This is a genomic window from Pseudonocardia terrae, assembly GCF_021343995.1.
In the GTDB taxonomy this organism is placed as follows: domain Bacteria; phylum Actinomycetota; class Actinomycetes; order Mycobacteriales; family Pseudonocardiaceae; genus Pseudonocardia; species Pseudonocardia terrae.
In genome coordinates this window covers 1-22,615 of sequence record NZ_JAJTTE010000041.1, presented here as the reverse complement: position 1 = coordinate 22,615, position 22,615 = coordinate 1, and the positions used below count along the sequence as shown (strand labels likewise).

26 protein-coding genes are annotated in these 22,615 nt (G+C 75.0%); 8 read left to right on the top strand and 18 right to left on the bottom strand.

Features of this window, described 5'->3' with window-relative positions:
• Positions 1 to 32: 32 nt before the first annotated feature.
• Both LWC33_RS24330 and LWC33_RS24325 read right to left on the bottom strand, forming a co-directional pair.
• Positions 33 to 707 (bottom strand): Trp biosynthesis-associated membrane protein, encoded by a 675-nt coding sequence (locus tag LWC33_RS24330; protein WP_233306817.1) that lies wholly within the window; start codon positions 705 to 707, stop codon positions 33 to 35.
• A complete protein-coding gene (locus LWC33_RS24325) occupies positions 700 to 2,286 on the bottom strand; it encodes an anthranilate synthase component I (RefSeq protein WP_233306815.1) in 1,587 nt (528 codons plus the stop codon). The genes LWC33_RS24330 and LWC33_RS24325 overlap by 8 nt, the downstream gene beginning before the upstream one ends.
• A gap of 45 nt (positions 2,287 to 2,331) precedes the next feature.
• Here LWC33_RS24325 and LWC33_RS24320 point away from each other — a divergent pair, with 45 nt between their 5' ends.
• Positions 2,332 to 2,979 (top strand): TetR/AcrR family transcriptional regulator, encoded by a 648-nt coding sequence (locus LWC33_RS24320; protein ID WP_233306813.1) that lies wholly within the window; start codon positions 2,332 to 2,334, stop codon positions 2,977 to 2,979.
• A gap of 57 nt (positions 2,980 to 3,036) precedes the next feature.
• Positions 3,037 to 3,933 carry an oxygenase MpaB family protein gene (locus LWC33_RS24315; RefSeq protein WP_233306812.1) on the top strand — a complete coding sequence of 299 codons (897 nt, stop codon included), beginning with the start codon at positions 3,037 to 3,039 and terminating at the stop codon, positions 3,931 to 3,933.
• Between the two features lie 19 nt (positions 3,934 to 3,952).
• On the opposite strand, the gene hisI is transcribed toward LWC33_RS24315, so the two are convergent.
• From hisI to hisD, 8 genes are read right to left on the bottom strand one after another with little or no spacing between them, the layout of a single operon-like run.
• Positions 3,953 to 4,336 carry a phosphoribosyl-AMP cyclohydrolase gene (gene hisI, locus LWC33_RS24310; protein ID WP_233306811.1) on the bottom strand — a complete coding sequence of 128 codons (384 nt, stop codon included), beginning with the start codon at positions 4,334 to 4,336 and terminating at the stop codon, positions 3,953 to 3,955.
• Complete coding sequence (gene hisF, locus LWC33_RS24305) at positions 4,333 to 5,115, bottom strand: imidazole glycerol phosphate synthase subunit HisF (protein ID WP_233306810.1); 783 nt, start codon at positions 5,113 to 5,115, stop codon at positions 4,333 to 4,335. Before hisF ends, hisI begins: the two co-directional genes overlap by 4 nt.
• Positions 5,115 to 5,840, bottom strand: coding sequence for a bifunctional 1-(5-phosphoribosyl)-5-((5-phosphoribosylamino)methylideneamino)imidazole-4-carboxamide isomerase/phosphoribosylanthranilate isomerase PriA (priA, locus tag LWC33_RS24300; protein ID WP_233306807.1), 726 nt, complete (start codon positions 5,838 to 5,840; stop codon positions 5,115 to 5,117). The genes hisF and priA overlap by 1 nt, the downstream gene beginning before the upstream one ends.
• A gap of 46 nt (positions 5,841 to 5,886) precedes the next feature.
• Positions 5,887 to 6,522, bottom strand: a complete 636-nt coding sequence (gene hisH / locus LWC33_RS24295) for an imidazole glycerol phosphate synthase subunit HisH (RefSeq protein ID WP_233306804.1) — start codon at positions 6,520 to 6,522, stop codon at positions 5,887 to 5,889.
• 31 nt (positions 6,523 to 6,553) lie between these two features.
• Positions 6,554 to 7,447, bottom strand: coding sequence for a LysR family transcriptional regulator (locus LWC33_RS24290; protein ID WP_233306802.1), 894 nt, complete (start codon positions 7,445 to 7,447; stop codon positions 6,554 to 6,556).
• 33 nt (positions 7,448 to 7,480) lie between these two features.
• Positions 7,481 to 8,083, bottom strand: a complete 603-nt coding sequence (gene hisB, locus LWC33_RS24285; RefSeq protein WP_233306879.1) for an imidazoleglycerol-phosphate dehydratase HisB — start codon at positions 8,081 to 8,083, stop codon at positions 7,481 to 7,483.
• Between the two features lie 23 nt (positions 8,084 to 8,106).
• Positions 8,107 to 9,222, bottom strand: coding sequence for a histidinol-phosphate transaminase (locus LWC33_RS24280; protein WP_233306801.1), 1,116 nt, complete (start codon positions 9,220 to 9,222; stop codon positions 8,107 to 8,109).
• Entirely contained in the window at positions 9,219 to 10,565 is a 1,347-nt protein-coding gene (gene hisD / locus LWC33_RS24275) for a histidinol dehydrogenase (protein WP_233306799.1), read from the bottom strand. The genes LWC33_RS24280 and hisD overlap by 4 nt, the downstream gene beginning before the upstream one ends.
• A gap of 123 nt (positions 10,566 to 10,688) precedes the next feature.
• On the opposite strand from hisD, the gene LWC33_RS24270 reads away from it, so the two are divergent.
• Entirely contained in the window at positions 10,689 to 11,852 is a 1,164-nt protein-coding gene (locus tag LWC33_RS24270; RefSeq protein WP_233306797.1) for a winged helix DNA-binding domain-containing protein, read from the top strand.
• Between the two features lie 11 nt (positions 11,853 to 11,863).
• Positions 11,864 to 12,277 carry a hypothetical protein gene (locus LWC33_RS24265; protein WP_233306796.1) on the top strand — a complete coding sequence of 138 codons (414 nt, stop codon included), beginning with the start codon at positions 11,864 to 11,866 and terminating at the stop codon, positions 12,275 to 12,277.
• 47 nt (positions 12,278 to 12,324) lie between these two features.
• Here LWC33_RS24265 and nadC read toward each other — a convergent pair whose 3' ends face one another.
• The 3 genes from nadC to nadA are packed head-to-tail and all read right to left on the bottom strand — an operon-like array spanning position 12,325 to position 15,781.
• Positions 12,325 to 13,206 (bottom strand): carboxylating nicotinate-nucleotide diphosphorylase, encoded by an 882-nt coding sequence (nadC, locus tag LWC33_RS24260; protein ID WP_233306794.1) that lies wholly within the window; start codon positions 13,204 to 13,206, stop codon positions 12,325 to 12,327.
• Positions 13,203 to 14,783 (bottom strand): L-aspartate oxidase, encoded by a 1,581-nt coding sequence (locus LWC33_RS24255; RefSeq protein WP_233306792.1) that lies wholly within the window; start codon positions 14,781 to 14,783, stop codon positions 13,203 to 13,205. Before LWC33_RS24255 ends, nadC begins: the two co-directional genes overlap by 4 nt.
• Positions 14,780 to 15,781 carry a quinolinate synthase NadA gene (gene nadA, locus LWC33_RS24250; protein WP_233306791.1) on the bottom strand — a complete coding sequence of 334 codons (1,002 nt, stop codon included), beginning with the start codon at positions 15,779 to 15,781 and terminating at the stop codon, positions 14,780 to 14,782. The genes LWC33_RS24255 and nadA overlap by 4 nt, the downstream gene beginning before the upstream one ends.
• A gap of 171 nt (positions 15,782 to 15,952) precedes the next feature.
• On the opposite strand from nadA, the gene LWC33_RS24245 reads away from it, so the two are divergent.
• A complete protein-coding gene (locus LWC33_RS24245) occupies positions 15,953 to 16,672 on the top strand; it encodes an NUDIX hydrolase (RefSeq protein ID WP_233306790.1) in 720 nt (239 codons plus the stop codon).
• 4 nt (positions 16,673 to 16,676) lie between these two features.
• Entirely contained in the window at positions 16,677 to 17,357 is a 681-nt protein-coding gene (locus LWC33_RS24240; protein WP_308190999.1) for an LON peptidase substrate-binding domain-containing protein, read from the top strand.
• Between the two features lie 55 nt (positions 17,358 to 17,412).
• On the opposite strand, the gene LWC33_RS24235 is transcribed toward LWC33_RS24240, so the two are convergent.
• On the bottom strand, positions 17,413 to 17,910 hold the full coding sequence (locus LWC33_RS24235) for a type II toxin-antitoxin system PemK/MazF family toxin (RefSeq protein ID WP_233306788.1): 498 nt from the start codon (positions 17,908 to 17,910) through the stop codon (positions 17,413 to 17,415).
• Positions 17,911 to 18,000: 90 nt separating this feature from the next.
• Between LWC33_RS24235 and LWC33_RS24230 the strand changes: the two genes are divergently transcribed.
• Together LWC33_RS24230 and LWC33_RS24225 are read left to right on the top strand one after the other, a co-directional pair.
• Positions 18,001 to 18,420, top strand: a complete 420-nt coding sequence (locus LWC33_RS24230; protein ID WP_233306786.1) for a VOC family protein — start codon at positions 18,001 to 18,003, stop codon at positions 18,418 to 18,420.
• Positions 18,420 to 19,352: an RNA polymerase subunit sigma-70 gene (locus tag LWC33_RS24225; RefSeq protein ID WP_233306784.1), complete on the top strand. Its 933-nt coding sequence runs from the start codon at positions 18,420 to 18,422 to the stop codon at positions 19,350 to 19,352. Before LWC33_RS24230 ends, LWC33_RS24225 begins: the two co-directional genes overlap by 1 nt.
• Before the next feature lie 75 nt (positions 19,353 to 19,427).
• On the opposite strand, the gene bsaP is transcribed toward LWC33_RS24225, so the two are convergent.
• Genes bsaP through LWC33_RS24205 form a run of 4 tightly spaced genes read right to left on the bottom strand, consistent with a single transcriptional unit; the run spans position 19,428 to position 22,550 of the window.
• Positions 19,428 to 19,652 (bottom strand): biotin synthase auxiliary protein BsaP, encoded by a 225-nt coding sequence (bsaP, locus tag LWC33_RS24220; RefSeq protein ID WP_255692706.1) that lies wholly within the window; start codon positions 19,650 to 19,652, stop codon positions 19,428 to 19,430.
• Positions 19,649 to 20,656 carry a biotin synthase BioB gene (gene bioB, locus LWC33_RS24215; protein WP_233306783.1) on the bottom strand — a complete coding sequence of 336 codons (1,008 nt, stop codon included), beginning with the start codon at positions 20,654 to 20,656 and terminating at the stop codon, positions 19,649 to 19,651. Before bioB ends, bsaP begins: the two co-directional genes overlap by 4 nt.
• Positions 20,653 to 21,354, bottom strand: coding sequence for a dethiobiotin synthase (gene bioD / locus LWC33_RS24210; RefSeq protein WP_233306782.1), 702 nt, complete (start codon positions 21,352 to 21,354; stop codon positions 20,653 to 20,655). Before bioD ends, bioB begins: the two co-directional genes overlap by 4 nt.
• Complete coding sequence (locus LWC33_RS24205) at positions 21,351 to 22,550, bottom strand: 8-amino-7-oxononanoate synthase (RefSeq protein WP_233306781.1); 1,200 nt, start codon at positions 22,548 to 22,550, stop codon at positions 21,351 to 21,353. The genes bioD and LWC33_RS24205 overlap by 4 nt, the downstream gene beginning before the upstream one ends.
• Positions 22,551 to 22,615 lie beyond the last annotated feature (65 nt).

Sequence of the window (22,615 nt, the reverse complement as noted above, 5' to 3'; positions counted from 1 at the left end):
CGGGTTCGGGCCTACCAGGCGTTCCGGCCATGCTATTCCGTACCGTCCGGCCGGCCGGGCCGGGGGCCGCCGTCCGGCCCACGCTCCCGCGCGAACGCCCCCTCGGTGGTCGGGTCGACACCCGAGTCGAGCTCGTCCCAGGCCGCCCGCTCGGGGTCCGCCGGGCGCGGCGCGCCCGGGGCGTCGTACCGCGCCCCCATCCGCGGCAGCCGCTTGTCCGCCACCACCAGCACCACTCCCCCGGCGACGACCAGCAGTCCGCCCACCACCCCGAGCACCGGCGCGGCCGTGGTCGCCACGGCGGCACCGGGCGCCGTCGTGGCCCCCGCCGCCGCGCTGCCCACCAGCGCGGGCAGCTCCGCCGCGGTCGGCGGGCGCAGCCAGCCGGAGGCGGCGGCGTAGACGCCGTACGCGCCGGCCAGCACCAGGATGACGCCCAGGATCCGCCGCACGACGCCCGACACGGCGATCGCCGCGGCCACCGCCGCGACCGCGAGCACCGCCAGCCCGATCAGCGACGGCGCGATCTGCGCACCGGTCGCGGCGATCGGCACGGCCCCCGTCGCGCCGTGCCCGGCCACCTCGACCTGCGTGGACGCCCAGTCGAGCCGGGTCGTCCCCCACAGGCCGAGCGCGCCGAGCAGCAGCAGCGCGGCCGTCAGGAGGAACAACCGGCCGCTGCGGGCGGGAGGGGCCGCGTCAGGCATGCCCTGCCGGACGTCCGAGGGTGGCCGCCGTCGCCACCGCGGAGAGGACGGCCCGGGCCTTGTTGAGGCTCTCGGTGTCCTCGGCCTGCGGGTCCGAGTCGGCGACGATCCCTCCACCCGCCTGCACGTACGCCCGGCCCTCGCGGATCAGCGCCGTCCGGATCGCGATGGCGGTGTCGGCGTTGCCGGCGAAGTCGAGGTAGCCGACGATCCCGCCGTACAGTCCGCGCCGGGTGGGCTCCAGCTCGTCGATCACCTGCATGGCCCGGACCTTCGGCGCGCCGGACAGCGTCCCGGCGGGGAAGCAGGACAGCACCGCGTCGACCGCGTTGCGGTCCTCCCGCAGCGTGCCGGTGACCGTCGAGACCAGGTGCATGACGTGGCTGTAGCGCTCCACGGAGAAGAAGTTGCGCACCTTCACCGTGCCCGGCTCGCAGACCCGGCCGAGGTCGTTGCGGCCCAGGTCGACGAGCATCACGTGCTCGGAGCGCTCCTTCTCGTCGTGCCGGAGGTCCTTCTCCAGCAGCTCGTCCTCCTCCTCGGTGGCGCCGCGCCAGCGCGTCCCGGCGATCGGGTGCGTGGTCGCCTGCCGGTCGGTCACCGTGACCAGCGCCTCCGGGCTGGACCCGACGATCGTGAACGGGCTGCCGCCCGACACGTCCTCGAGGTTCAGCAAGTACATGTACGGGCTGGGGTTGGTGGTGCGCAGCACCCGGTAGACGTCGAGCGGGTCGGCCGCGCAGTCCATCTCGAAGCGCTGCGAGACGACGATCTGGAAGCACTCCCCCGCCCGGATCTGCTCCTTCGCCACCTCGACGGCGGCGAAGTGCTCGGCCTGGGTGCGCTTGCGCTCGAACTCCGGGGCCACCGCCTCGAACACCGCGACGGTCGACGGCGCGGACGCGGCGAGCTCGCCCGTCATCCGGTCGAGCCGGGCCACCGCGTCGTCGTACGCCTCGTCGACGCGCTCGTCCGAGTCGTCCCAGTTGATCGCATTGGCGATCAGCGTGATGGTGCCCTCGTGATGGTCCACGGCCGCGAGGTCGGTGGCCAGCAGCAGGACCAGCTCGGGCAGCCGCAGGTCGTCGACCGGCGGGTTCTCCTCGCTGCCGATCCGCTCGATCCGGCGGACGACGTCGTAGCCCAGGTACCCGACGAGCCCGCCGGTGAGCGGCGGCATGCCCGGCAGCGGCTCGCTGTGCAGCTCCTCGACGACGCCGCGGACCGCGGCCAGCACGTCGCCCTCGGTCGGCAGGTGGTCGGGGACCTCGCCGGTCCAGCGGATCCGCCCGTCGACCGTGCTCAGCGAGGCGGCGGAGCGGGCGCCGACGAAGGACCAGCGCGACCACGACCGCCCGTTCTCCGCGGACTCGAACAGGAAGGTGCCGGGGCGGGCCCGGCCGTCCGGCGCGGCGAGCTTGCGGTACACCCCGACCGGCGACTCGTCGTCGGCCAGCAGCCGGCGGGTCACCGGGATCACCCGGTGGTTCACGGCCAGCGCGCGGAACTCCTCGCGTGTCGGGGTGACCGCTCCCAGCGCGGCGGGAGGTGCGGTGGGGCGCGTGGTGGCTGCGGTCACGGGGCCTATTCTCCCGCGCGGCGTGGAGCGGGTGAAGATGGGCCCGTGACCACCCGCGAACCGCGCCGCCGCGGCCGCCGCACGTCGGGCGAGGACACCCGTGCCGCCCTGCTGACGGCCGCGCGCGTCGAGTTCGCCGAACGGGGCTACGACGGCGCCACCGTCCGGCGCATCGCCGAGCGGGCCGGCGTCGACGCGGCCATGGTCAACCACTGGTTCGGCGGTAAGGCCCAGCTGTTCACGGCGTCGCTCGACGTTCCGGTGGACCCGGCCGCGCTCGTCGAGACGGTCGTGCCCGGGGACCCCGAACGGGTCGGCGAGCGGATCGTGGCGACGTTCCTGCAGGTGTGGGACTCGGCGGCCGGCGGCACCCTCGTGACGCTGGTCCGCAGCGTGGCCGGGCACCCCGCGGCGGCGCGGATGATGCGCGAGTTCATCGTCCGGGTCGTCATCGGCCCGATCGTCGGCCGGGTGGCGGCGGACCGGGTCGAGGAGCGGGCGGCGCTGGTCGCCACGCAGATCATCGGGCTCGGGATGATCCGGTACGTCGTGCAGCTCGAGCCGTTGGCGTCGGCCGACCACGCCACGGTGGTCGCCGCGATCGGGCCGACGGTGCAGCGTTACCTCACGGGTCCGCTCCCCGAGAGGTCAGCGGTGGACGGGTCGGCGCTCGGGGAGCCGACCTCGGGCTGACGGCGCCCCGGCGCGATCGGGTGGCCGCGGCCGCGGCGGGGCCGCATGATGGATCTCGTGGTCGATCTGCAGGTTCCGGGGTTCAGGGACGTGTCCGGCGCCGTCGCGGGCCGGGTCGCGGGCCTGCGGGCGCGGCTCGGGGCGGACGTCTTCCAGAAGGTCGCGGGCACGGAGGGGGCGAACCGGCGCGCACGGATCCACTCGGCTCCCGGCCCGCGGTGGTTCGCCGAGGACCGCCCGATCCGCCGGGTGCACGGCGACGCGTCGATGTTCGTCGGCGGCCTGCGGGCGCTGTTGCTGCAGTCGTTGCACCCCTTGGCGATGGCCGGGGTCGCGGGGCACTCGGGCTACCGCGGCGACCCGTGGGGGCGGCTCGCGCGCACCAGCTACTTCCTCGCCGCCACGACCTTCGGGCCCGACGCGGAGGCCCGCGCCACGATCGAGCGGATCAAGGCGGTGCACGGCCGGGTCCGCGGTGTCGCACCCGACGGCCGGCCCTACTCCGCCGCCGACCCGCACCTGCTGGAGTGGGTGCACATCGCCGAGATCGACAGCTTCCTGCGCGCCCACCAGCGCTACGGGTCGCAGCCGCTCGACCAGGCGGGCCGGGACGGCTACGTCGCCGACACCGCCCGCGTGGCGCGCGAGCTCGGCGTCGTCGACCCGCCGGAGACCGAGGCGGCACTCGCGGCCCGCCTGCAGGCGTTCCGTCCCGAGCTGCGCGGCACCCCGGAGGCCCGCTCCACCGCCCGGTTCCTGCTGCTCAGCCCGCCCCTGGCGCTGCCCGCCCGCGCGCCGTACGCGCTGCTCGCGGCCGCGGCCGTCGGACTTCTCCCCCGCTGGGCGCGGGTCCCGCTGCGGCTGCCCTACCTGCCCGTCGCCGAGGCGACGGTCGTCCGGCTCGCCGGTGAGGGTGTCACGCGGGGCATCCGCTGGGTGATGTCGGGGCCGTGACCCGGCAGACTCCGAGCGGTCAGAGCAGCCGGTCGGCGTCGAAGCAGGTGTGGTCGCCGGTGTGGCAGGCCGGGCCCTCCTGGTCGACGACGACGAGCAGAGTGTCCCCGTCGCAGTCCAGCCGGACCTCGTGGACCTGCTGGACGTGCCCCGACGTCTCGCCCTTCACCCAGTAGTCCTGCCTGCTGCGGGACCAGTACGTGCCGCGGCGGGTGGTGAGCGTGCGGTGCAGCGCCTCGTCGTCCATCCACGCGACCATCAGCACCTCGTGGGTGCCCCGCTGCTGCACGACCGCGCACACCAGGCCGTCGGCGTTGCGCTTGAGCCGGGCGGCGATCGCCGGGTCCAGCTCCGAGGTCTCGACGCGGTTCTCCGCTGATGGTTCGCTCGCGAGCTCGCTCACCGGATCTCCACGTGGTCGGCGCGCAGCACGTCCTTGACCTCGCCGATCCGCAGCTGCCCGAAGTGGAACACGCTGGCGGCGAGCACCGCGTCGGCGCCCGCGTGGATCGCCGGCGGGAAGTGCTCCAGTGCGCCCGCCCCGCCCGAGGCGATCACCGGCACGTCGACCACGCGGCGCACCTTCTCGATCAGCTCGAGGTCGAAGCCCGCTCGGGTGCCGTCGGCGTCCATCGAGTTGAGCAGGATCTCGCCGACGCCGAGCTCCTGGCCGCGGGCGGCCCACTCGACGGCGTCGATCCCGGTGCCCGTGCGGCCACCGTGCGTGGTGACCTCGAAGGTCGACGGCGTGGGCGGCCCGTCAGTGCCGTCGCGAGGGACCCGGCGCGCGTCGACCGACAGCACGATGCACTGCGAGCCGAACCGCCGCGCCATCTCGCCCAGCAGCTCCGGCCGCGCGATCGCGGCGGTGTTCACGGAGACCTTGTCGGCGCCGGCGCGCAGCATGCGGTCGACGTCGTCGGGCGTGCGGATGCCGCCGCCGACGGTCAGCGGGATGAAGACCTGCTCGGCGGTGCGCCGGACGACGTCGACCATCGTCTCCCGCTCCCCCGACGACGCCGTGACGTCGAGGAACGTGAGCTCGTCGGCGCCCTCGGCGTCGTAGACCGCGGCCATCTCGACCGGGTCGCCGGCGTCGCGCAGCTCCTTGAAGTTGACGCCCTTGACCACCCGCCCGGCGTCGACGTCCAGACAGGGGATGACGCGGACCGCGACGCCCACTAGCGAACCGCCGCGAGCGCCTCGGGCAGCGTGAACCGCCCGGCGTACAGGGCCTTGCCGACGATCGAGCCCTCGATCACGCCGGTCTCGGCCAGCGCGACCAGGTCCTTGATCTCGGAGATCCCGCCGGACGCGATCACCGGGGCCGGGGTCTTCGCCGCGACCTGCGTGAGCAGCTCGACGTTCGGCCCCTGCAGCGTGCCGTCCTTGGAGACGTCCGTGACGATGTAGCGCGACACGCCGTCGCGGTCCATGCGGGCCAGGGTCTCCCAGAGGTCGCCGCCGTCCTGCGTCCAGCCGCGGGCCGCGAGCCGGTGCTGCCCGTCCTTGATCTTCACGTCGAGCCCGACGGCGATCTTCTCCCCGTGCTCGGCGCAGACCTTGGCGCACCACTCCGGGTTCTCCAGCGCGGCGGTGCCGAGGTTGACCCGGGCGCAGCCGGTGGACAGGGCGCGCGCGAGCGACTCGTCGTCGCGGATCCCGCCGGACAGCTCCACCTTGACGTCCAGCTCACCGACGACGGCGGCGAGCAGCTCCGCGTTCGACCCCTTGCCGAACGCCGCGTCGAGGTCGACGAGATGGATCCACTCGGCGCCGTCCTCCTGCCACTTCAGCGCCGCCTCGCGCGGCGCGCCGTAGGAGGTCTCGGTGCCTGCCTCGCCCTGGACCAGGCGCACGGCCTGCCCGTCGGCGACGTCCACAGCGGGAAGAAGGGTGAAACTCACCGCACGAGCCTACCCATCGGGCCCGGCGCGCCCGGCGGCAGCCGACTCAGCCGACGACGTCCCGCAGCCAGTTCTGCAGCACCTGCGCGCCCGCGTCGCCGGACTTCTCCGGGTGGAACTGGGTGGCGGCGAGCGGCCCGTTCTCGACGGCGGCCACGAAGTCCTCGCCGTGGTGCGCCCAGGTGACCAGCGGCGGCCGGATCGCGTGCGACTCCTCCAGCTCCCAGCGGCGGGCGGCGAAGGAGTGCACGAAGTAGAAGCGGGTGTCGGCGTCGAGGCCGTTGAACAGGGTCGAGCCCGCCGGCGCGGTGACCGTGTTCCAGCCCATGTGCGGCAGCACGTCCGCCTTCAGCCGCTCGACGGTGCCCGGCCACTGCCCGCACCCGTCGGCCTCCACGCCGAACTCCACGCCGCGGTCGAACATCACCTGCATGCCGACGCAGATCCCGAGGACCGGACGCCCGCCGGCCAGGCGGCGGCCGATCAGCTGCGGGCCCCGCACCGCGGTGAGCCCCTCCATGCAGTGCGCGAACGCACCGACGCCGGGGACGACCAGCCCGTCGGCCTCGCAGGCCGCGTCGAAGTCGGAGGTGACGGTGACGTCCGCTCCCACCCGCCGCAGCGCGCGCTCGGCCGACCGCAGGTTCCCCGATCCGTAGTCCAGCACGACGATCCGCGACACGCCCTCGAGTGTACGGATCGTCGGGACCGGCTCAGCACGCGTCGACGGGCGCGGGGCGGTGCGTCTCGAGGGTGGCCTGCTCGAGGAACGCGCGGGCCGCCGCGGTGACGGCACCGGTGCGGCTGACGTAGGCGATCTCCAGGTGTGCCGGCGGCTCCAGCTCGACGACCCGGGCGCCGGCCCGTTCGGCCAGCTCGCGCCAGGAGTCGGGCAGCACGGCCATCCCGACCCCGCCCAGCACCAGCGGCAGCATCGCCTCGCGGTGCCCGCACTCGGCCGCGACGGAGGCGCCGTGCCGCGCGAGGCCGTCGGCGACCGTCCGCATGGCGGTGCCGGGCGGCCCGGCGATCAGCCGGCACCCCGCGAGCTGGTCGGGGCCCACCGGTCCGGCCAGCGTCGACTCCGGGGGTGTGACCAGCACGAACCGCTGCCGCGCGACGGGGTGCAGGTCCAGCCCAGTGGCGTGGAGCGGCCGCGCACCGGCGAGCAGGCCGAGCTCGGTGGCACCGGAGCAGACGGCGTCGACCACCTCGTCCGCGGTGAACGCGGCCCGTACCACCACCCGCACCTCGGGATGGGCGGCGCAGAACCGGGCGATGGTCCCGGCCAGCGGCGACACCGCCTGCGACGGCGTCGCGACGATCTCCACCCGCCCGGACCGCATCCCCTCGACGGCCTCGACCGACGCCCGGGCCAGCTCCAGCCCGTGCCCGACCTCCCGGGCGGGTCCGACGAGGGCGCGCCCGGCCTCGGTGAGCACGACGTCCGCCCCGACGTGGTGGAACAGCGTGGTGTGCAACTCCCGCTCGAGCGCCGAGACGGCCTGGGTCAGCGTCGGTTGGCCGACGGCCAGGGCCTCGGCTGCCCGGTGGAACCCACCGTGGTCGACCACGGCCAGGAAGTAACGGAGGTGCCGGGCGTCCATCGCCCCCATCCTGGTCGGTCGGGCCGCGAGTTCCTAGAGGGTGCCCTTGGTCGAGGCGATGCCGGTGATCCGCTCGTCCGGCTCGGTCGCGGCGCGCAGCGCCCGGGCGATCGCCTTGAACTCGGCCTCGGTGATGTGGTGCGGGTCCCGCCCGTCGAGCACGCGGACGTGCAGCGCGAGGTGCCCGTGGAAGGCCAGCGACTCGAAGACGTGCCGGTTCAGCACCGTCGGGTAGTGCCCGCCCACGACGAAGCCCTGCATGACCTCGGGCTCGCCGGAGTGCACCGTGTACGGCCGCCCGGAGACGTCGACGACGGCGTGCGCGAGCGCCTCGTCCATCGGGATCCAGGCGTCGCCGAAGCGGCGGATGCCCTTCTTGTCCCCCAACGCCTGGCGCAGCGCCTGGCCGAGCACGATCGCGGTGTCCTCGACGGTGTGGTGGGCGTCGAGGTGCACGTCGCCCTCGGCCTGCACGGTGAGGTCGAACGCGCCGTGCTTGCCCAGCGCGTCGAGCATGTGGTCGAAGAACGGGACCCCGGTCGAGACGTTCGTCTGCCCGGTGCCGTCGAGGTCGATCTCGACCAGGACCTTCGACTCCTTGGTGACGCGCTCCACGCGGCCGATCCGGCGCCGCACCGACGACTCGCTCGCAGGCTCGCTCACAACAGCTCCTTCGTGGCGACGTTCGCGGCGGCCGCGACGAACGCGTCGTTCTCCTCGGGCGTGCCGATCGTGACCCGCAGCCGCTCCGGGATGCCCACGTCCCGGATGAGCACGCCGTGGTCGAGGAAGGTGCGCCACGCCCGCGGGGCGTCGGCGAACCGGCCGAACAGCACGAAGTTGGCGTCGCTGGGGACGCAGTCGTAGCCCAGGGCCTGCAGCTCCGGCACGATCCGGTCCCGCTCGGCGGCCAGCAGCGCGACCGAGCCGAGGGTGGCGTCGGCGTGCCGCAGCGCCGCCCGTGCAGCGGCCTGGGTGAGCACCGAGAGGTGGTAGGGCAGCCGGACGAGCTGCAGCGCGTCGACGACGGCGGGTGCGGCGGCCAGGTAGCCCAGCCGGCCGCCGGCGAAGGCGAAGGCCTTGCTCATCGTCCGCGAGACGATCAGCTTGTGTCCGTGGGTGCCCAGCAGGGTGGTGGCGCTGGGGTGCGCGGAGAACTCGGCGTACGCCTCGTCGACCACCACGATCCCGGGCGCCGCGTCGATCAGCAGCGCGAGGTCGTCGGGATCGAGGGACTGCCCGGTGGGGTTGTTCGGGCTGGTCAGGAACGTGACGTCCGGCGCGCGCTCCTTGAGCAGCAGCTGCGCGGCGTCGACGTCGACGGAGAAGTCCGCGGTGCGCGGGATCTCCAGCCACTCGGTCTGGGTGCCCGACGAGATGATCGGGTGCATCGAGTAGCTGGGCACGAACCCGAGCGCGGTCCGGCCGGGCCCGCCGAAGGCCTGCAGCACCTGCTGGAGGATCTCGTTGGACCCGTTGGCGGTCCACACGTTCGCGAGCCCGAGCTCCACCCCGGTCTGCCGGGTGAGGTACGCCGCGAGGTCCTCGCGCAGGACGACCGCGTCCCGGTCCGGGTAGCGGTGCAGGTTCCGCGCGGCCTCCTCACAGGCGGCTGTGACGTCGGCGACCAGCTCGGGCGGCGGCGGGTACGGGTTCTCGTTGGTGTTCAGCCGGACCGCCACGTCGAGCTGCGGAGCGCCGTAGGGCGACTTGCCGCGCAACGACTCCCGCAGCGGCAGGTCCTCGAGCCGGACCGCGTTCCCGGGCAGGCTCATCGCGCGGACCCCGCCGAACCGAACCGGGCGGTCACGGCCTGGCCGTGCGCGGGCAGATCCTCGGCGGTCGCGAGCGTGACGACCTTGTCCGCCACCTCACGCAGCGCCTCCTCGGTGTACTCCACGACGTGCACGCCCCGCAGGAACGTGCTGGTGGAGAGCCCACCGGAGTGCCGCGCGCAGCCGCCGGTGGGCAGCACGTGGTTGGAACCCGCGCAGTAGTCCCCGAGCGAGACGGGCGCGTACGGGCCGATGAAGATCGCGCCGGCGTTGTGCACCCGTGCGCCGACCTCGCGGGCGTCGGCGGTCTGGATCTCCAGGTGCTCGGCGGCGTAGGCGTCGACGACCGCGACGCCGTCGGCGAGGTCGCGCACCAGGATCGTGCCGGACTGCGGGCCGGCGAGCGCCGTGCGGATCCGCTCGGTGTGCTTGGTGGCGGCGACCTGCTTCTCGAGCTCGGCGTCCACCGCGTCGGCGAGCGAGTCCGAGTCCGTGACCAGCACCGACGCGGCGTTCGGGTCGTGCTCGGCCTGCGAGATCAGGTCGGCGGCGACGTGCACGGGGTCCGCCCCGCCGTCGGCCAGGATCGCGATCTCCGTGGTGCCGGCCTCGGCGTCGATCCCGACCAGGCCGCGGAGCATGCGCTTGGCGGCGGTCAGGTAGATGTTGCCCGGGCCGGTGACCATGTCGACCGGCTCGAGGTCGCCGCCGTCCGTGTCGGTGCCGCCGTAGGCCAGCAGCGCGACGCACTGCGCACCGCCGACGGCCCACACCTCGTCGACGCCCAGCAGCGCGGCCGCGGCCAGGATCGTGGGGTGCGGGAGGCCGCCGTTCTCCGCCTGCGGCGGCGAGGCCACGACCAGCGACTCCACGCCCGCGGCCTGTGCCGGGACCACGTTCATGATCACCGACGACGGGTACACCGCCAGCCCGCCCGGCGCGTACAGCCCGACCCGGCGGACCGGGACGAACCGCTCGGTGACGGTGCCGCCCGGCACGACCCGGGTGACGACGTCCGCGCGGCGCTGCTCCTCGTGCACCCTGCGGGCGCGCTCGATCGAGGTCTCCAGCGCCTCGCGCACGGCCGGGTCGAGGTCGGCGAGCGCCTTCTCCAGCTCCGCCGCGGGCACCCGCACGCTCGCGGGCCGCACCTTGTCGAACCGCTCGGTGACCTCCAGCACGGCCTCGACGCCCCGGTCGCGCACCGACTCGACGATCGGCCGGACCGCCTCGAGCGCCGCGTCGACGTCGATCTCCGCGCGCGGCAGCATCCCCCGCAGCACGGCGGGTCGCGGCAGCGGCTCGGAGCGCAGGTCGAGGCGGCGCAGGAGTGGGCGGACCATGCGTCCAGGGTACGGTGCGGCGTCATGGAGCCATAACGCGCTCCGGCGGGCTCGAGGACCGCGTCATGGAACCACATTGCGATCTCACCGGCGGTCAGAGCGCGTCATGGAAGCATGATGCGGGTGGCGCTTCCCTCCATCTCCGCCGAGCAGCGGCGTGCGCGGCTCGTCGCGCGGCACAGGCTGGCCCCCGCGACCCGGACCGACGACGTCCCGCGGATCGTCGACGACCTGGTCGGACTGCACTCCAGCGACCCCGTCACGGTGTACCTCTCGGCCACGGCACGGATGGCGCACCCGGACCTCGCCGCCGTGGAGCGCGCGCTCTACCAGGACCGCAGCCTGCTGCGGCACCACGCCATGCGCCGCACGCTGTGGGTCTTCGGCCCGCAGCACGCCCGGCTCGCGCACCACGCCGCGACCGTGGACGTCGCCGCGGTGCAGCGCCGCAACCTGCACCAGCAGCTGACGGCCGGCGGGTACACCGACCCCGAGGCCACCGTCGCCGACGCCCGCGCCCGGATCCGGGACCTGCTCGTGGCCGAGGGCCCGATGCCCGCCCGCGAGGTCGGCCTGCGGCTGCCGGAGCTCACCACGCCGGTCCCGATCCAGGCGACCGTGCAGGCGTTGCACTCCCGCGTCCTGCTGGTCATGGGCTTCGACGGCGAGGTGCTGCGCGCCCGGCCCACCGGCACCTGGATCAACGGCCAGTACCGCTGGGCCGCCGCCGACGCCTGGGTGCCGGGCGGGCTCGGCGAGCCGCTGCCCCGGCGCGAGGCCGCGGCCGGGCTCGCCCGCGCCTACCTGCGGGCCTTCGGCCCCGCCACCCGCGACGACCTCAAGTGGTGGGCCGGGTGGACGGTCGCGACCACGAAGGCCGCGCTCGCCGACGTCGGCGCGGTCGAGACGGACGCGGGCTTCGTGCTGCCCGACGACGTTCCCGACGGCACCGAGGTCGAGCCCCAGCCGTCCGTCGTCCTCCTCCCCGGCCTCGACCCGACGACCATGGGCTGGAAGGAGCGCGACCACTACCTGGACCCCGCGCTGGTCCCGCACCTGTTCGACCGCAACGGCAACGGCGGCCCCACGATCTGGGTCGCCGGCGCGATCGTGGGCGGCTGGGTGCAGCGCAAGGACGGCACGATCGCGCTGAAGCTGCTGACCGACGTCGGGGCCGAGGCCCGCGCGCAGGTCGAGGGCGCCGCGCACGCCCTGGAGGCCCTGCTCGGCGAGGTCCGCTTCACGGTGCGCTTCCCCGCCCCGATGGCGGCGGAGCTCTTGGCCTAGATTCGCGCGCCGTGAGCGACTGGTTCCTGGCCGGGGAGCACGAGGCCGACGCAGTGGCGTCGGTGGCGTCCGGCGAGCACTCCTTCGACGACTGGCCGCACCTGTCGGTCCCGTTGCGCCGCAGCGAGCTGGCCGCGCTCTACGCCGCTCTGACCGACTCCGGGCCCGTCGACCCGCGCGCCCCCGCCGGCCTCCTCGCCGTCGAGGTCGACGCGGGCATGATCGTGACGCGGGTGCCCGCCGCCGCGATCGAGGCCCTGGCGGAGATGACCCCGCGTACCGCGCCGCCGGTGATGGCCGCCTGGTCGGAGGCCATCGCGCACGACGAGCCCGACGCCCTCGGGGAGATCCTCTCCGACCTCGCCGCCTTCGCCCGCGACGCCGCCGAGTCCGGCCGCCCGGTCCTCGAGCTCGCGCCCTACTGACCGGTGCGTGGTGCAGGAGCCGCAGGGGCGCGGCTCCTGCACCACACTCAGAGGTCCAGGCCGAGGTCCAGCGCCGTCACCGAGTGGGTCAGGGCGCCGACGGAGATGAAGTCCACCCCGGCCTCGGCGTACTCCCGCGCGTTGGCGAGCACCAGACCGCCGCTGGACTCCAGCAACGTCGGTGCGGAACCCCGGCGGCGCACGGCCTCCGCGGTCTGCTCCGGGCTGAAGTTGTCCAGCAGGACCAGCTCGGCCCCGAGCGCGAGCACCTCGTCGAACTGGACGAGCGAGTCGACCTCGACCTCGCACGGCAGCTCCGGCGCCCGCTCCCGCGCGGCCCGCAGCGCCGCGGACACCGAGCCCGCCGCGGCCACGTGGTTGTCCTTGATCAGGATCGCGTCGCCGAGCCCGAGCCGGTGGTTCACCCCGCCGCCGCAGCGCACCGCGTACTTCTCCAGCAGCCGCTGCCCGGGCAGCGTCTTGCGGGTGTCCCGGATCCGCGCCCGGGTGCCCGCGACGGCGTCGACCCACTCCGCGGTCGCCGTCGCCACCCCGGACAGGTGGCAGAGCAGGTTCAGGGCCGTGCGCTCGGCCGTGAGCAGCGCCCGGACCGGCGCCCGGACGACGAGCGCGGGCTCCCCCGGCGTCAGCCGGGACCCGTCCGGCAGCCCCGCGAGCAGCTCCCACTCCGGCACGACCAGGTCCAGCACGGCCTTCGCCACCGGGACGCCGGACAGCACGCCGGCCTTGCGCGGGGTGAACGAGCCGACCGCGACGGCGTCGGCCGGCACGGTCGCGGCCGTGGTGGCGTCGGGCCCGTAGCGCAGGTCCTCGTCGAGCGCGGTGCGCACCACGCGGGCCAGGTCCTCCGGGTCCGGCATCCCGATCTCGGTGGCGCCGCCCACGCCCGCGGCGATTCCGGCGCTCATGCCGCACCCGCCAGGGCGTCCGTGCCGACGACCGGGCGGCCGGCGTCGTCGAGGGTCACGAGCAGCGACTCCTTCTGCCACACGTCGTCGCGGTCGGGGAAGTCCGTGCGGACGTGGCAGCCGCGGCTCTCCCGCCGGGTGCCGGCGGCCGCGAGCACCGCCTGGGCGAGCAGGGTCAGCGCGGCGTCCTCCACGCCGGTGCGGTCGAGCGGGGTGGCCAGCAGGGTGGCCTGCTCGACGACGTCCGACGCCGTGGCCAGGCCCGTCGCGTCCCGCCCGATCGCGGCGAAGGCGCTCATCGCGCGCTGCACGACACCCCGGTCGGCCACGCCCACGGCGGGCGCCGGGGCGATCAGCTCGGGCGACGCCGTCCGCGGCAGGCCGAGGTCCGCGACCACCGCGCGGACGGCGCGCTCCCCCACGACGAGCCCCTCGAGCAGGGAGTTCGACGCCAACCGGTTCGCCCCGTGCAGGCCGGTCCGGGCGACCTCGCCCGCGGCGTAGAGGCCGGGGACCGCGGTGCGGCCGTCGATGTCGGCGACCACGCCCCCGCACGCGTAGTGCGCGGCCGGGGTGACCGGGATCGGCTCGCGGGTCGGGTCGATGCCGGCCTCGCGGCACGACGCGTACACCGTCGGGAACCGGGCGGCGAAGCCCTCCAGCTCGGTGGCGTCGAGGTACATGCAGTCCGCGCCGGTCTCGGCCATCCGGCGGGTGATCGCGGCGGCCACGACGTCGCGCGGGGCGAGGTCGGCGAGCGGGTGCCGGCCGACCATGAACCGGGTCCCGGCCCGGTCCCGCAGGACGGCGCCCTCACCGCGGACCGCCTCGGTGACCAGCGGGCGGCGCCCGACCGCGGGGCCGGTGTAGAGGACGGTCGGGTGGAACTGGACGAACTCCAGGTCCGCCGCCGCCGCGCCCGCGCGCAGGGCCAGCGCCACGCCGTCGCCGGTCGAGGTCCCGGGGTTGGTGGTGCTCGCGTAGAGCTGCCCGTACCCGCCGGTGGCCAGCAGGACGGCCGGGGCGCGCAGGACCCCCGGGCGGCCGGCGTCGTCGAGCACGGCGAGCCCGGCGACCCGCCCGCTGGGGTCCTTCAGCGCGTCGACGGCCACGTGCCCGGTGAGGATCGTGAGCGAGCGAGCGGCCTCGACCAGGGCGCGCTCGATCTCCGCGCCGGTCGCGTCGCCGCCCGCGTGCACCACGCGGAAGGCCGAGTGCCCGCCCTCGCGGGTCCGGTCGAGCCGGGCGCCCCGTGCGTCGAACAGCGCTCCCCGCCCGCGCAGCCGCTGCACCGCGGCGGGTCCGCCGGCGACGATCGCGGCGACGGCCCCGGCGTCGTTGAGCCCGCCGCCCGCGGCGAGGGTGTCCGCGGCGTGCGCGTCGACCGTGTCGCCCGGGACGTCGCCGAGGACGACGGCGACGCCGCCCTGGGCCCAACGGGTGCTGCCCGCGTCGGCCGCGTCCTTGGTCACCACGACCACGCGCAGGCCGGCCTCGGCAGCGTTGAGCGCGGCGGTCAGCCCCGCGACGCCGCTGCCGACGACGACCAGGTCGGCGGTCACGTCCCAGCCCGTCATTCGCCACCTCCCGGCTGGCCGATCGCGATCATCCGCTCGACCGCGGCACGTCCGCGGGCGGCCAGCTCCGGGTCGACGTGCACCTCGTCGGTGCCCTCACGGACGCTGCGCAGCAGCGCCTCCGGCGTGATCATCTTCATGTAGGTGCAGCTCGCGCGGTCGTTCACCGCGCGGAAGTCGATCTCCGGCGCGGCCCGGCGGAGCTGGTGCAGCATGCCGACCTCGGTCGCGACCAGCACCGACTTCGCGTGCGACGCCCGGGCGGCGTCGACCATCCCGCCCGTCGAGAGGATCTTCACCCGGTCCGCGGCCACGGTCCCCGAGCCGGCGAGGTAGAGCGCCGAGGTGGCGCAGCCGCACTCCGGGTGCACGTAGAGCTCGGCGTCGGGGTGCGCCTCGGCCTGCGCGGTCAGCTCGGCGCCGTTGATGCCGGCGTGGACGTGGCACTCCCCCGCCCACACCTGCATGTTCTGCCGGTCCAGCGTGCGCCGGACGTGCGCGCCGAGGAACTGGTCGGGCAGGAACAGCACCTCGCGGTCCTCGGGGATCGAGGCGACGACCTCGACCGCGTTCGACGAGGTGCAGCAGATGTCCGTCTCCGCCTTCACCGCGGCGGTGGTGTTCACGTAGCTGACCACGACGGCACCGGGGTGCTCGGCCTTCCAGGCCCGCAGCTCGTCGACGGTGATCGAGTCGGCGAGCGAGCAGCCGGCCCGCGCGTCGGGGATCAGCACGGTCTTCCCCGGCGAGAGGATCTTCGCCGTCTCGGCCATGAAGTGGACGCCGCAGAACACGATGGTCTCCGCGTCGACGTCGGCCGCGATCCGGGACAGCGCGAGGGAGTCGCCCACGTGGTCGGCCACGTCCTGGATCGCCGGCAGCTGGTAGTTGTGCGCCAGCAGCACGGCGTTGCGCCGCCGCGCCAGCTCCCGCACCTCGTCGGCCCAGCCGGGGTACGGGACGCCGGTCCCCGCCTGCACGTCAGCCGTCACGGTCATCGCTCGCCCTCCTCGGATGTTTTCGCCTGTTGGTCGAAAACAGGGGGATCGTAGCATCGCCGCCGCCCTCGGGACACCGTCCGCGTGACCCGGAACTCACCTGCGCGTAACCTGCGCGTCCCGGAACCGACGGTTCGCCCGGATCTCCGGAGCGCCCCCTACGATCGGCGCATGCCCGCCCGTCCCACGGGCCACGAGGTGCTCGCGGCCGTCCTGCAGGTCCGCGAGGACGCCCTCCAGGTGCTGCTCTGGCAGCGCGGCAAGGACCCCGCGCGGGGCCGCTGGGCCCTGCCCGGCGGGATGCTCGGCGACACCGAGGACGTCGAGGAATCGGTGCGCCGCCAGCTCGCCGAGAAGGTCGACGTCCGCGAGGTCACCCACGTCGAGCAGCTCGGCGTGTTCAGCACGCCGGAGCGGGTGCCCGGGATCCGGCTGGTCGCCACGGCGTTCCTCGGGCTCGTCCCGTCCGACGTCGACCCGGCCGTGCCCGACGACACCGCGTGGTTCCCGGTGGACGACCTGCCGGAGACGGCGTTCGACCACGCCGAGATCGTCCACGACGCGCGGGACCGGCTGCGCGCCAAGCTCTCCTACACCAACCTGGGCTTCGCGCTCGCCCCGCGGGAGTTCACCGTGTCCGCGCTGCGCGAGCTCTACGTCGCGGCGCTGGGGCACCCCGTGTCGGCGACCAACCTGCAGCGGGTGCTCACCCGGCGGCACGTGCTGGAGGCGACCGGCGAGACCGCGCCGCCCGGGCCGGCCGGCGGTCGTCCCGCCGCGGTGTTCCGGTTCACTGAGCGGGCGCTGCGGGTCACCGACGCGTCGGCCGTGCTCCGCCCGCCGGGCAGCCGCGATTCGGTGGGCGACGGGGCGGTCCGGCCCGTACCGTGACGACGTGGTCGCGACGATCCCCCTCTTCCCCCTGGGCACGGTGCTCATGCCCGGGGCGTCGCTGCCGCTGCACATCTTCGAGCCGCGCTACCGCCAGCTCACCGTCGACCTCGTGACGGGGGCGGTGCCGGACAAGGAGTTCGGCGTCGTCGCCGTGCGCGAGGGGCACGATCCCGACGCCCACGGGCTCGCCGCGCTGCACCCGATCGGCTGCACGGCCCGGCTGCTCGACGTCCGCCGCCTCCCCGACGGGCGCTACGACATCGTCACCTCCGGCGCGCGGCGCTTCCGGCTGCTGGAGATCGACGCGGAGGCCAGGCCGTACCTCTGCGGCTCCGTCGAGTTCGTGCCGGACGACAAGGAGACCTCCGAGTCCGACGACCTGACCCGGATGCTCGCCCGCGCCGCCCGGGCCGCGCACCGCGACTACTGCGCCACCGCGTGGAAGAACGACGACTGGTCCGAGCCCGCGCGCGAGGTTCCGACGGCGGAGCTCGCCCACGTCCTCGTCGCGGACTGCCTGCTGCCGCTCGAGGACCGCCAGGCGCTGCTGGAGCAGACCTGCCCGGTCGAGCGGCTGCGGATGGTGCGGCTGCTCATCGCCCGCGAGCGCGGGCTGCTGCAGCAGCTCCGCGCGGTGCCCACGCCGATGAGCACCTACGCGGAACCCCCCGGGCCCAACTGAACCGCCCCGACCGATCCGGGCGAGCCGGGTGAGCCGGGTGAGCCGGGGTCGAGGCTCACTGCCAGCCGAAGCGGCCCCGCAGCTCGTCCGCGACCCGGTCGAAACGCGCCCGGTCGAGCACGGCGCCCTCGCGGCGGATGTCGTGCTCCCCGACCTCGAGCACCCGGTCCAGCCGGATGAAGGACTCGCGGCCCTCGCGGTCCCACTCCCCGGAACCGATCGCGACCCAGTCCGGGTCGCCCTCGCGCTTGTGCTGGCTGGAGAGCATCAGCCCGAGCAGCTCCCCGCCCTGCCGCCCGACGACGAGCAGCGGGCGGTCCTTGCCCTGGCTCGCGTCCTCCTCGAACGGCACCCACGTCCACACGATCTCGCCCGGGTCCGCGGCGCCGTCGAGTTCCGGGGCGTAGGCGATGCGCCGGGCCCGGTCCGCGGTCGGCGCGGTACGGACGCCGCTGTGACCCTCGGGTGCGGGCCGGGCGGGTGCGTCGTCCGCCTGCGCGAGGAGCGTGAAGCCGACGTCGACCGCTTGCTTGAGCAGGTTGCCCCAGTCCATGGTCGACAGCATCTCACCGGTTCACCGATGAGTTCCCGGCGCGGCGGTCGTTCCATGCAGCGACAGCACACCGCAGAGGAAGGACACCCCATGGACTGCAGGCTCGAGGTCGTCGTCGTCCCCGTCTCCGACGTGGACCGCGCGTACGAGTTCTACGCCGGCAAGCTCGGCTTCACCGTCGACTCCGACTTCCACCCGAACGAGCACTTCCGCGCCGTCCAGGTCACCCCGCCCGGCTCCGCCTGCTCGATCGTGTTCGGCACCGGCCTGGGCGGCGGGGCCGCGGCGGGCTCGCTGCAGGGCTGCCACCTCGTCGTCTCCGACATCGAGAAGGCGCACGCCGAGCTGGAGGCCGCCGGGATCGAGAACAGCGGGCCGCAGCACTTCGTCGACGGCGTGCAGACGCCCGGGGTGCACCCCGAGCACCAGGACTACGGCACCTTCGTCTACTTCGCCGACCCCGACGGCAACACCTGGGCGCTCCAGGAGATCCGGACGCCGAAGCGCTGATGGACAGCGACGGGACGGTCGACCTCGAGGCGGGCTTCGCCCGGCAGCGGCGCGAGCTGCACGTGCACTGCTACCGCATGCTCGCGTCGGTGTCCGACGCCGAGGACGCCGTCCAGGAGACCTATCTGCGGGCCTGGCGCGGGCGGGCGGGCTTCGACGGCACCCACCTGCGGGCATGGCTGTACCGGATCGCGACCACGGTCTGCCTCGACGCCGCGCGCGCCCGGGCCCGCCGCCCGGCGTCGGCGGCCGAGGTGGCGTGGCTGACCCCCTACCCCGACAGCCTGCTCGAGCCCGCGAGCGGCGAGGACGAGCCCGACGCCCTCGTCGTCGCGCGGGAGACGATCGAGCTCGCGTTCCTCGTGGCCCTGCAGGTCCTGCCGCCCCGGCAGCGGGCGGCGCTGCTGGCCCGCGAGGTGCTGGGGCTGCCGGCGAAGGAGACCGCCGAGATGATCGGCACGAGCGTCGCGGCGGCCAACAGCGCGCTGCAGCGGGCCCGGGAGACGCTGCGGACCCACCTGCCGTCCCACCGCGACGACTGGTCCGCGCACGAGCCGAGCCCCGCGGAGAAGGAGCTGCTCGACCGCTTCATCGCCGCGCACGAGCGGAACGACGCCGCCGGCGCGCTCGCCGCGGCGGCCGAGGACATCCGGGTCACCATGCCGCCCGCGCCCTTCTGCTTCGAGGGGCACCCGCAGCTGGCGACGCTGCTGGAGCGGGCGTTCGGCCCGGACCGCGAGGGCGACTGGCGGCTGCTGCCCACCGGCGTCAACCTCATGCCGGCCGCCGCGAGTTACCTGCGGCGGCCCGGGGACACGGTGTTCCGGCCGTTCAAGCTCGACGTCCTGCGGGTGGAGGGCGACCGGATCGCCGAGATCACGACCTTCGGCTACTCGTGGTTCCCGGTCCTGGACCTGCCCGACGGTTTGTGAGCGGTGCTCCGGCAGCCCCACCGCTCGCCGCCCGCCGAGCTGTGGATCATCGCCCGGCGGCCGCCGAGCTGCCGCTCAGCGCTCGACGGCCGCGGAGCTGCAGGTCCCGTGCCGGCTGCACCGCGCGGTCCAGCCGAAGGGGTCGACCTGGACGACCATGCGCCGCGCGCACTCCGGACAGAACCGGGGCGGCTCCAGCTCCCGCTCGCGGGCGCAGCGGGCGTGGTCCCCCTCGCCCGCGGGAGCGCCGCAGCGGTCGCAGAAGGTCGTCGTGCCGGGCCCGGGCTCCACGGCCGTCACAGCGTCTCGTTGAGGGCCTTGATCGGCATCTCCAGCTCGCCGAGCAGGTCGATGTCCGCCTCGGCCGGCCGCCCGAGCGTCGTGAGGTAGTTGCCGACGATCACGGCGTTGATCCCGCCGAGCAGGCCCTGCCGGGCCCCGAGGTCCCCGAGGGTCAGCTCGCGGCCGCCCGCGAACCGCAGCACCGTGCGCGGCAGCGCGAGCCGGAACGCGGCGACCGTGCGCAGCGCGTCGGGCCCCGACATCGGCTCGAGGTCGCCGAAGGGCGTGCCCGGGCGCGGGTTGAGGAAGTTGAGCGGCACCTCGTCGGGGGTCAGCGAGGCGAGCTGCGCGGCGAACTCCGCGCGCTGCTCCAGGGTCTCCCCCATTCCGACGATGCCACCGCAGCAGACCTCCATGCCGGCCTCGCGCACCAGCCGCAGGGTCTCCCAGCGCTCCTCCCACGTGTGCGTGGTGACGACGTTCGGGAAGTGCGAGCGCGCCGTCTCGAGGTTGTGGTTGTAACGGTGCACGCCCATCCCGGCCAGCGCGGTGACCTGCTCCGGCGTGAGCATGCCGAGCGAGCACGCGACGTTGATGTCCACCGCGTCCTTGATCGCCGCGACCCCCGCTGCCACCTGCGCCATGAGCCGCGCGTCCGGCCCGCGCACCGCCGCGACGATGCAGAACTCGGTGGCGCCGGTCTTCGCCGTCTGCTTGGCCGCCTCGACCAGCATCGGCACGTCGAGCCAAGCCGACCGCACCGGCGACTCGAACAGGCCCGACTGCGAGCAGAAGTGGCAGTCCTCGGGGCAGCCGCCGGTCTTCAGCGAGATGATGCCCTCGACCTCGACCTCCGGCCCGCACCAGCGCATCCGCACCTCGTGGGCCAGCTCCAGCAGCGCGTCGAGCTCGGAGTCGGGCAGCTGCAGGACCTCGAGGACCTGCTCCTCGGACAGGCCCTCCCCCCGCTCCAGGACCTGCTCACGGGCACGGCTGAGGATGATCGACGTCGCTGCGGTCACGGGCGCGAACTATGCCAAACACCACCCAGCTCGGGGGCCAGGGTGTGACGCGCGACCCGGGCGAATTCAGCCGGACGAAGGGCACCGCTGCGCTCCGGCAGCGCCCCGAGCAGCGGGACGCCGGTGACGGCGGGCAGGTCGGCGAGGTTGCAGCGCGCCGCCAGGTCCGGCGCCGCCGGCCACGCCCCGACGACGACCCCCGTGCACGCGATCCCGCGCCGGTCCAGCGCCTCGGTCGTCAGGGCGGTGTGGTTCAGCGTGCCCAGCCCGGCCGCGGCCACGACGAGCACGGGCGCCCCGAGCTTCGCGGCCACGTCGGCGAGGGTGCCCTCGGCCGTGAACCGCACCAGCAGCCCGCCGGCTCCCTCGACGAGGACCAGGTCGTGGTCGGCGGCGAGGTCGCGGGCGGCGTCGACGGCCGCCTCCGGCGTCACGGGCAGGAGGGCGGCGCGGCGGGCCGCGGTCTCCGGGGCGAGTGGCTCGGGGTAGCGCGCGAGCTCGGCGGTGGTCACGCCGGGGACCAGTGCGGCGACGGCCGCCAGGTCGCCGGGCTCGCCCGGGCCGAGCCCGGTCTGGGCGGGCTTGAGCACCGCCACCCGCTCCCCCGCCGCCACCGCGAGCGCGGCGACCGCGGCCGTGACGACCGTCTTCCCGACGTCCGTCCCGGTGCCGCTCACCACGAGCACCCGGCCGGTCACGGGCGGACCTCCGTGATCTCCGCGAGCACCTCGTGGAGCACGACCCGCACGCGGTCCAGCTCGGCGGTGGTGAGATCGGCCCGAGCGGTGAGCCGCAGCCGGCTCGTCCCCTCCGGCACCGAGGGCGGTCGGAAACAGCCGACCCGGACCCCGCGCGCGAGGCAGCTCCCGGCCGCCTCGAAGGCCACCACCGGCGACCCGAGCACGACGGGCACGACCGCGGACCCCGTGACCGACGACGGACCCTCGAGTGGCATCTGCTCCTGGGCGCTGTGGACCTGCGCCGCGAGCCCGGCGCGGGCGATCGCGGCCAGCTCCTGCGCGACCCGCAGCACCGCGGCGGGCCGGTCCGGCTCCTCGCACAGCACGCGCAGCGCGGCGAGCGCCCCGCCCACGCACGCCGGTGCGAGCCCGGTGTCGAAGATGAAGGTGCGGGCGGTGTCGACCAGGTGCTCGATCACGGCACGCGGGCCGAGCACGGCCCCGCCCTGCCCGCCCAGCGACTTGGACAGGGTCACGGTCGCCACGACGTCGCCGGCGCCGGCGAGGCCCGCCGCGCTCAGCACGCCGCGCCCGCCGGGCCCGCAGACGCCGAGGGCGTGCGCCTCGTCGACCACCAGCACCGCCGAGCGGGCCCGGCAGACCGCGTGCAGCTCCCGCAGCGGGGCGACGCCGCCGTCGATGCTGTCCACCCCGTCGGTCACGACGAGCGCCCGCGCCTCCGTGCGGGCCGCGAGCGCGGCGTCGACCGCGGCCACGTCGGCCCGCGGCGTGACGACGACGCGGGAACGGGAGAGCCGGCACGCGTCGACGAGGGAGGCGTGGCTGTGCGCGTCGGACACCACGAGCGCGCCGCGGCCGGACAGCGCGGTGACCACGCCGAGGTTGGCGGTGTAGCCGGAGGAGAAGACGAGCGCGGCCTCGGCGCCGCAGAACGCGGCGAGCTCCTCCTCCAGCGTGGCATGCAGCGCCGTCGAGCCCGTGACCAGCCGGGATCCGGTCGAGCCCACGCCCCACGTGCGCAGCGCCTGGACCGCACCGTCGACCACCCGCTTGTCGCGGGCGAGGCCGAGGTAGTCGTTGCCCGCCAGGTCGATCCCGTCCGTGTTCGACGTCCGCGGACGCAACGAGCGCCGCAGGCCCTCCGACCTGCGGCGCTCGGCGTTGCTCTCCAGCCAGTCCAGGGGGTGCGCCACCCGGGAGACCCTAGATGATCGATTCCTTGAAGGTGGCGTGTCACTCAGCCAGGAAATAGAGGAGG

What these genes read in the sequence shown, in the direction of transcription:
- LWC33_RS24330 (WP_233306817.1), bottom strand. Translation starts at nt 707, where the DNA reads ATGCCTGACGCGGCCCCTCCCGCCCGCAGCGGCCGGTTGTTCCTCCTG.
- LWC33_RS24290 (WP_233306802.1), bottom strand. Translation starts at nt 7,447, where the DNA reads ATGGACGCCCGGCACCTCCGTTACTTCCTGGCCGTGGTCGACCACGGT.
- LWC33_RS24280 (WP_233306801.1), bottom strand. Translation starts at nt 9,222, where the DNA reads ATGAGCCTGCCCGGGAACGCGGTCCGGCTCGAGGACCTGCCGCTGCGG.
- hisD (WP_233306799.1), bottom strand. Translation starts at nt 10,565, where the DNA reads ATGGTCCGCCCACTCCTGCGCCGCCTCGACCTGCGCTCCGAGCCGCTG.
- nadC (WP_233306794.1), bottom strand. Translation starts at nt 13,206, where the DNA reads ATGAGCGCCGGAATCGCCGCGGGCGTGGGCGGCGCCACCGAGATCGGG.
- LWC33_RS24255 (WP_233306792.1), bottom strand. Translation starts at nt 14,783, where the DNA reads ATGACGGGCTGGGACGTGACCGCCGACCTGGTCGTCGTCGGCAGCGGC.
- nadA (WP_233306791.1), bottom strand. Translation starts at nt 15,781, where the DNA reads ATGACCGTGACGGCTGACGTGCAGGCGGGGACCGGCGTCCCGTACCCC.
- LWC33_RS24245 (WP_233306790.1), top strand. Translation starts at nt 15,953, where the DNA reads ATGCCCGCCCGTCCCACGGGCCACGAGGTGCTCGCGGCCGTCCTGCAG.
- LWC33_RS24235 (WP_233306788.1), bottom strand. Translation starts at nt 17,910, where the DNA reads ATGGACTGGGGCAACCTGCTCAAGCAAGCGGTCGACGTCGGCTTCACG.
- LWC33_RS24230 (WP_233306786.1), top strand. Translation starts at nt 18,001, where the DNA reads ATGGACTGCAGGCTCGAGGTCGTCGTCGTCCCCGTCTCCGACGTGGAC.
- LWC33_RS24225 (WP_233306784.1), top strand. Translation starts at nt 18,420, where the DNA reads ATGGACAGCGACGGGACGGTCGACCTCGAGGCGGGCTTCGCCCGGCAG.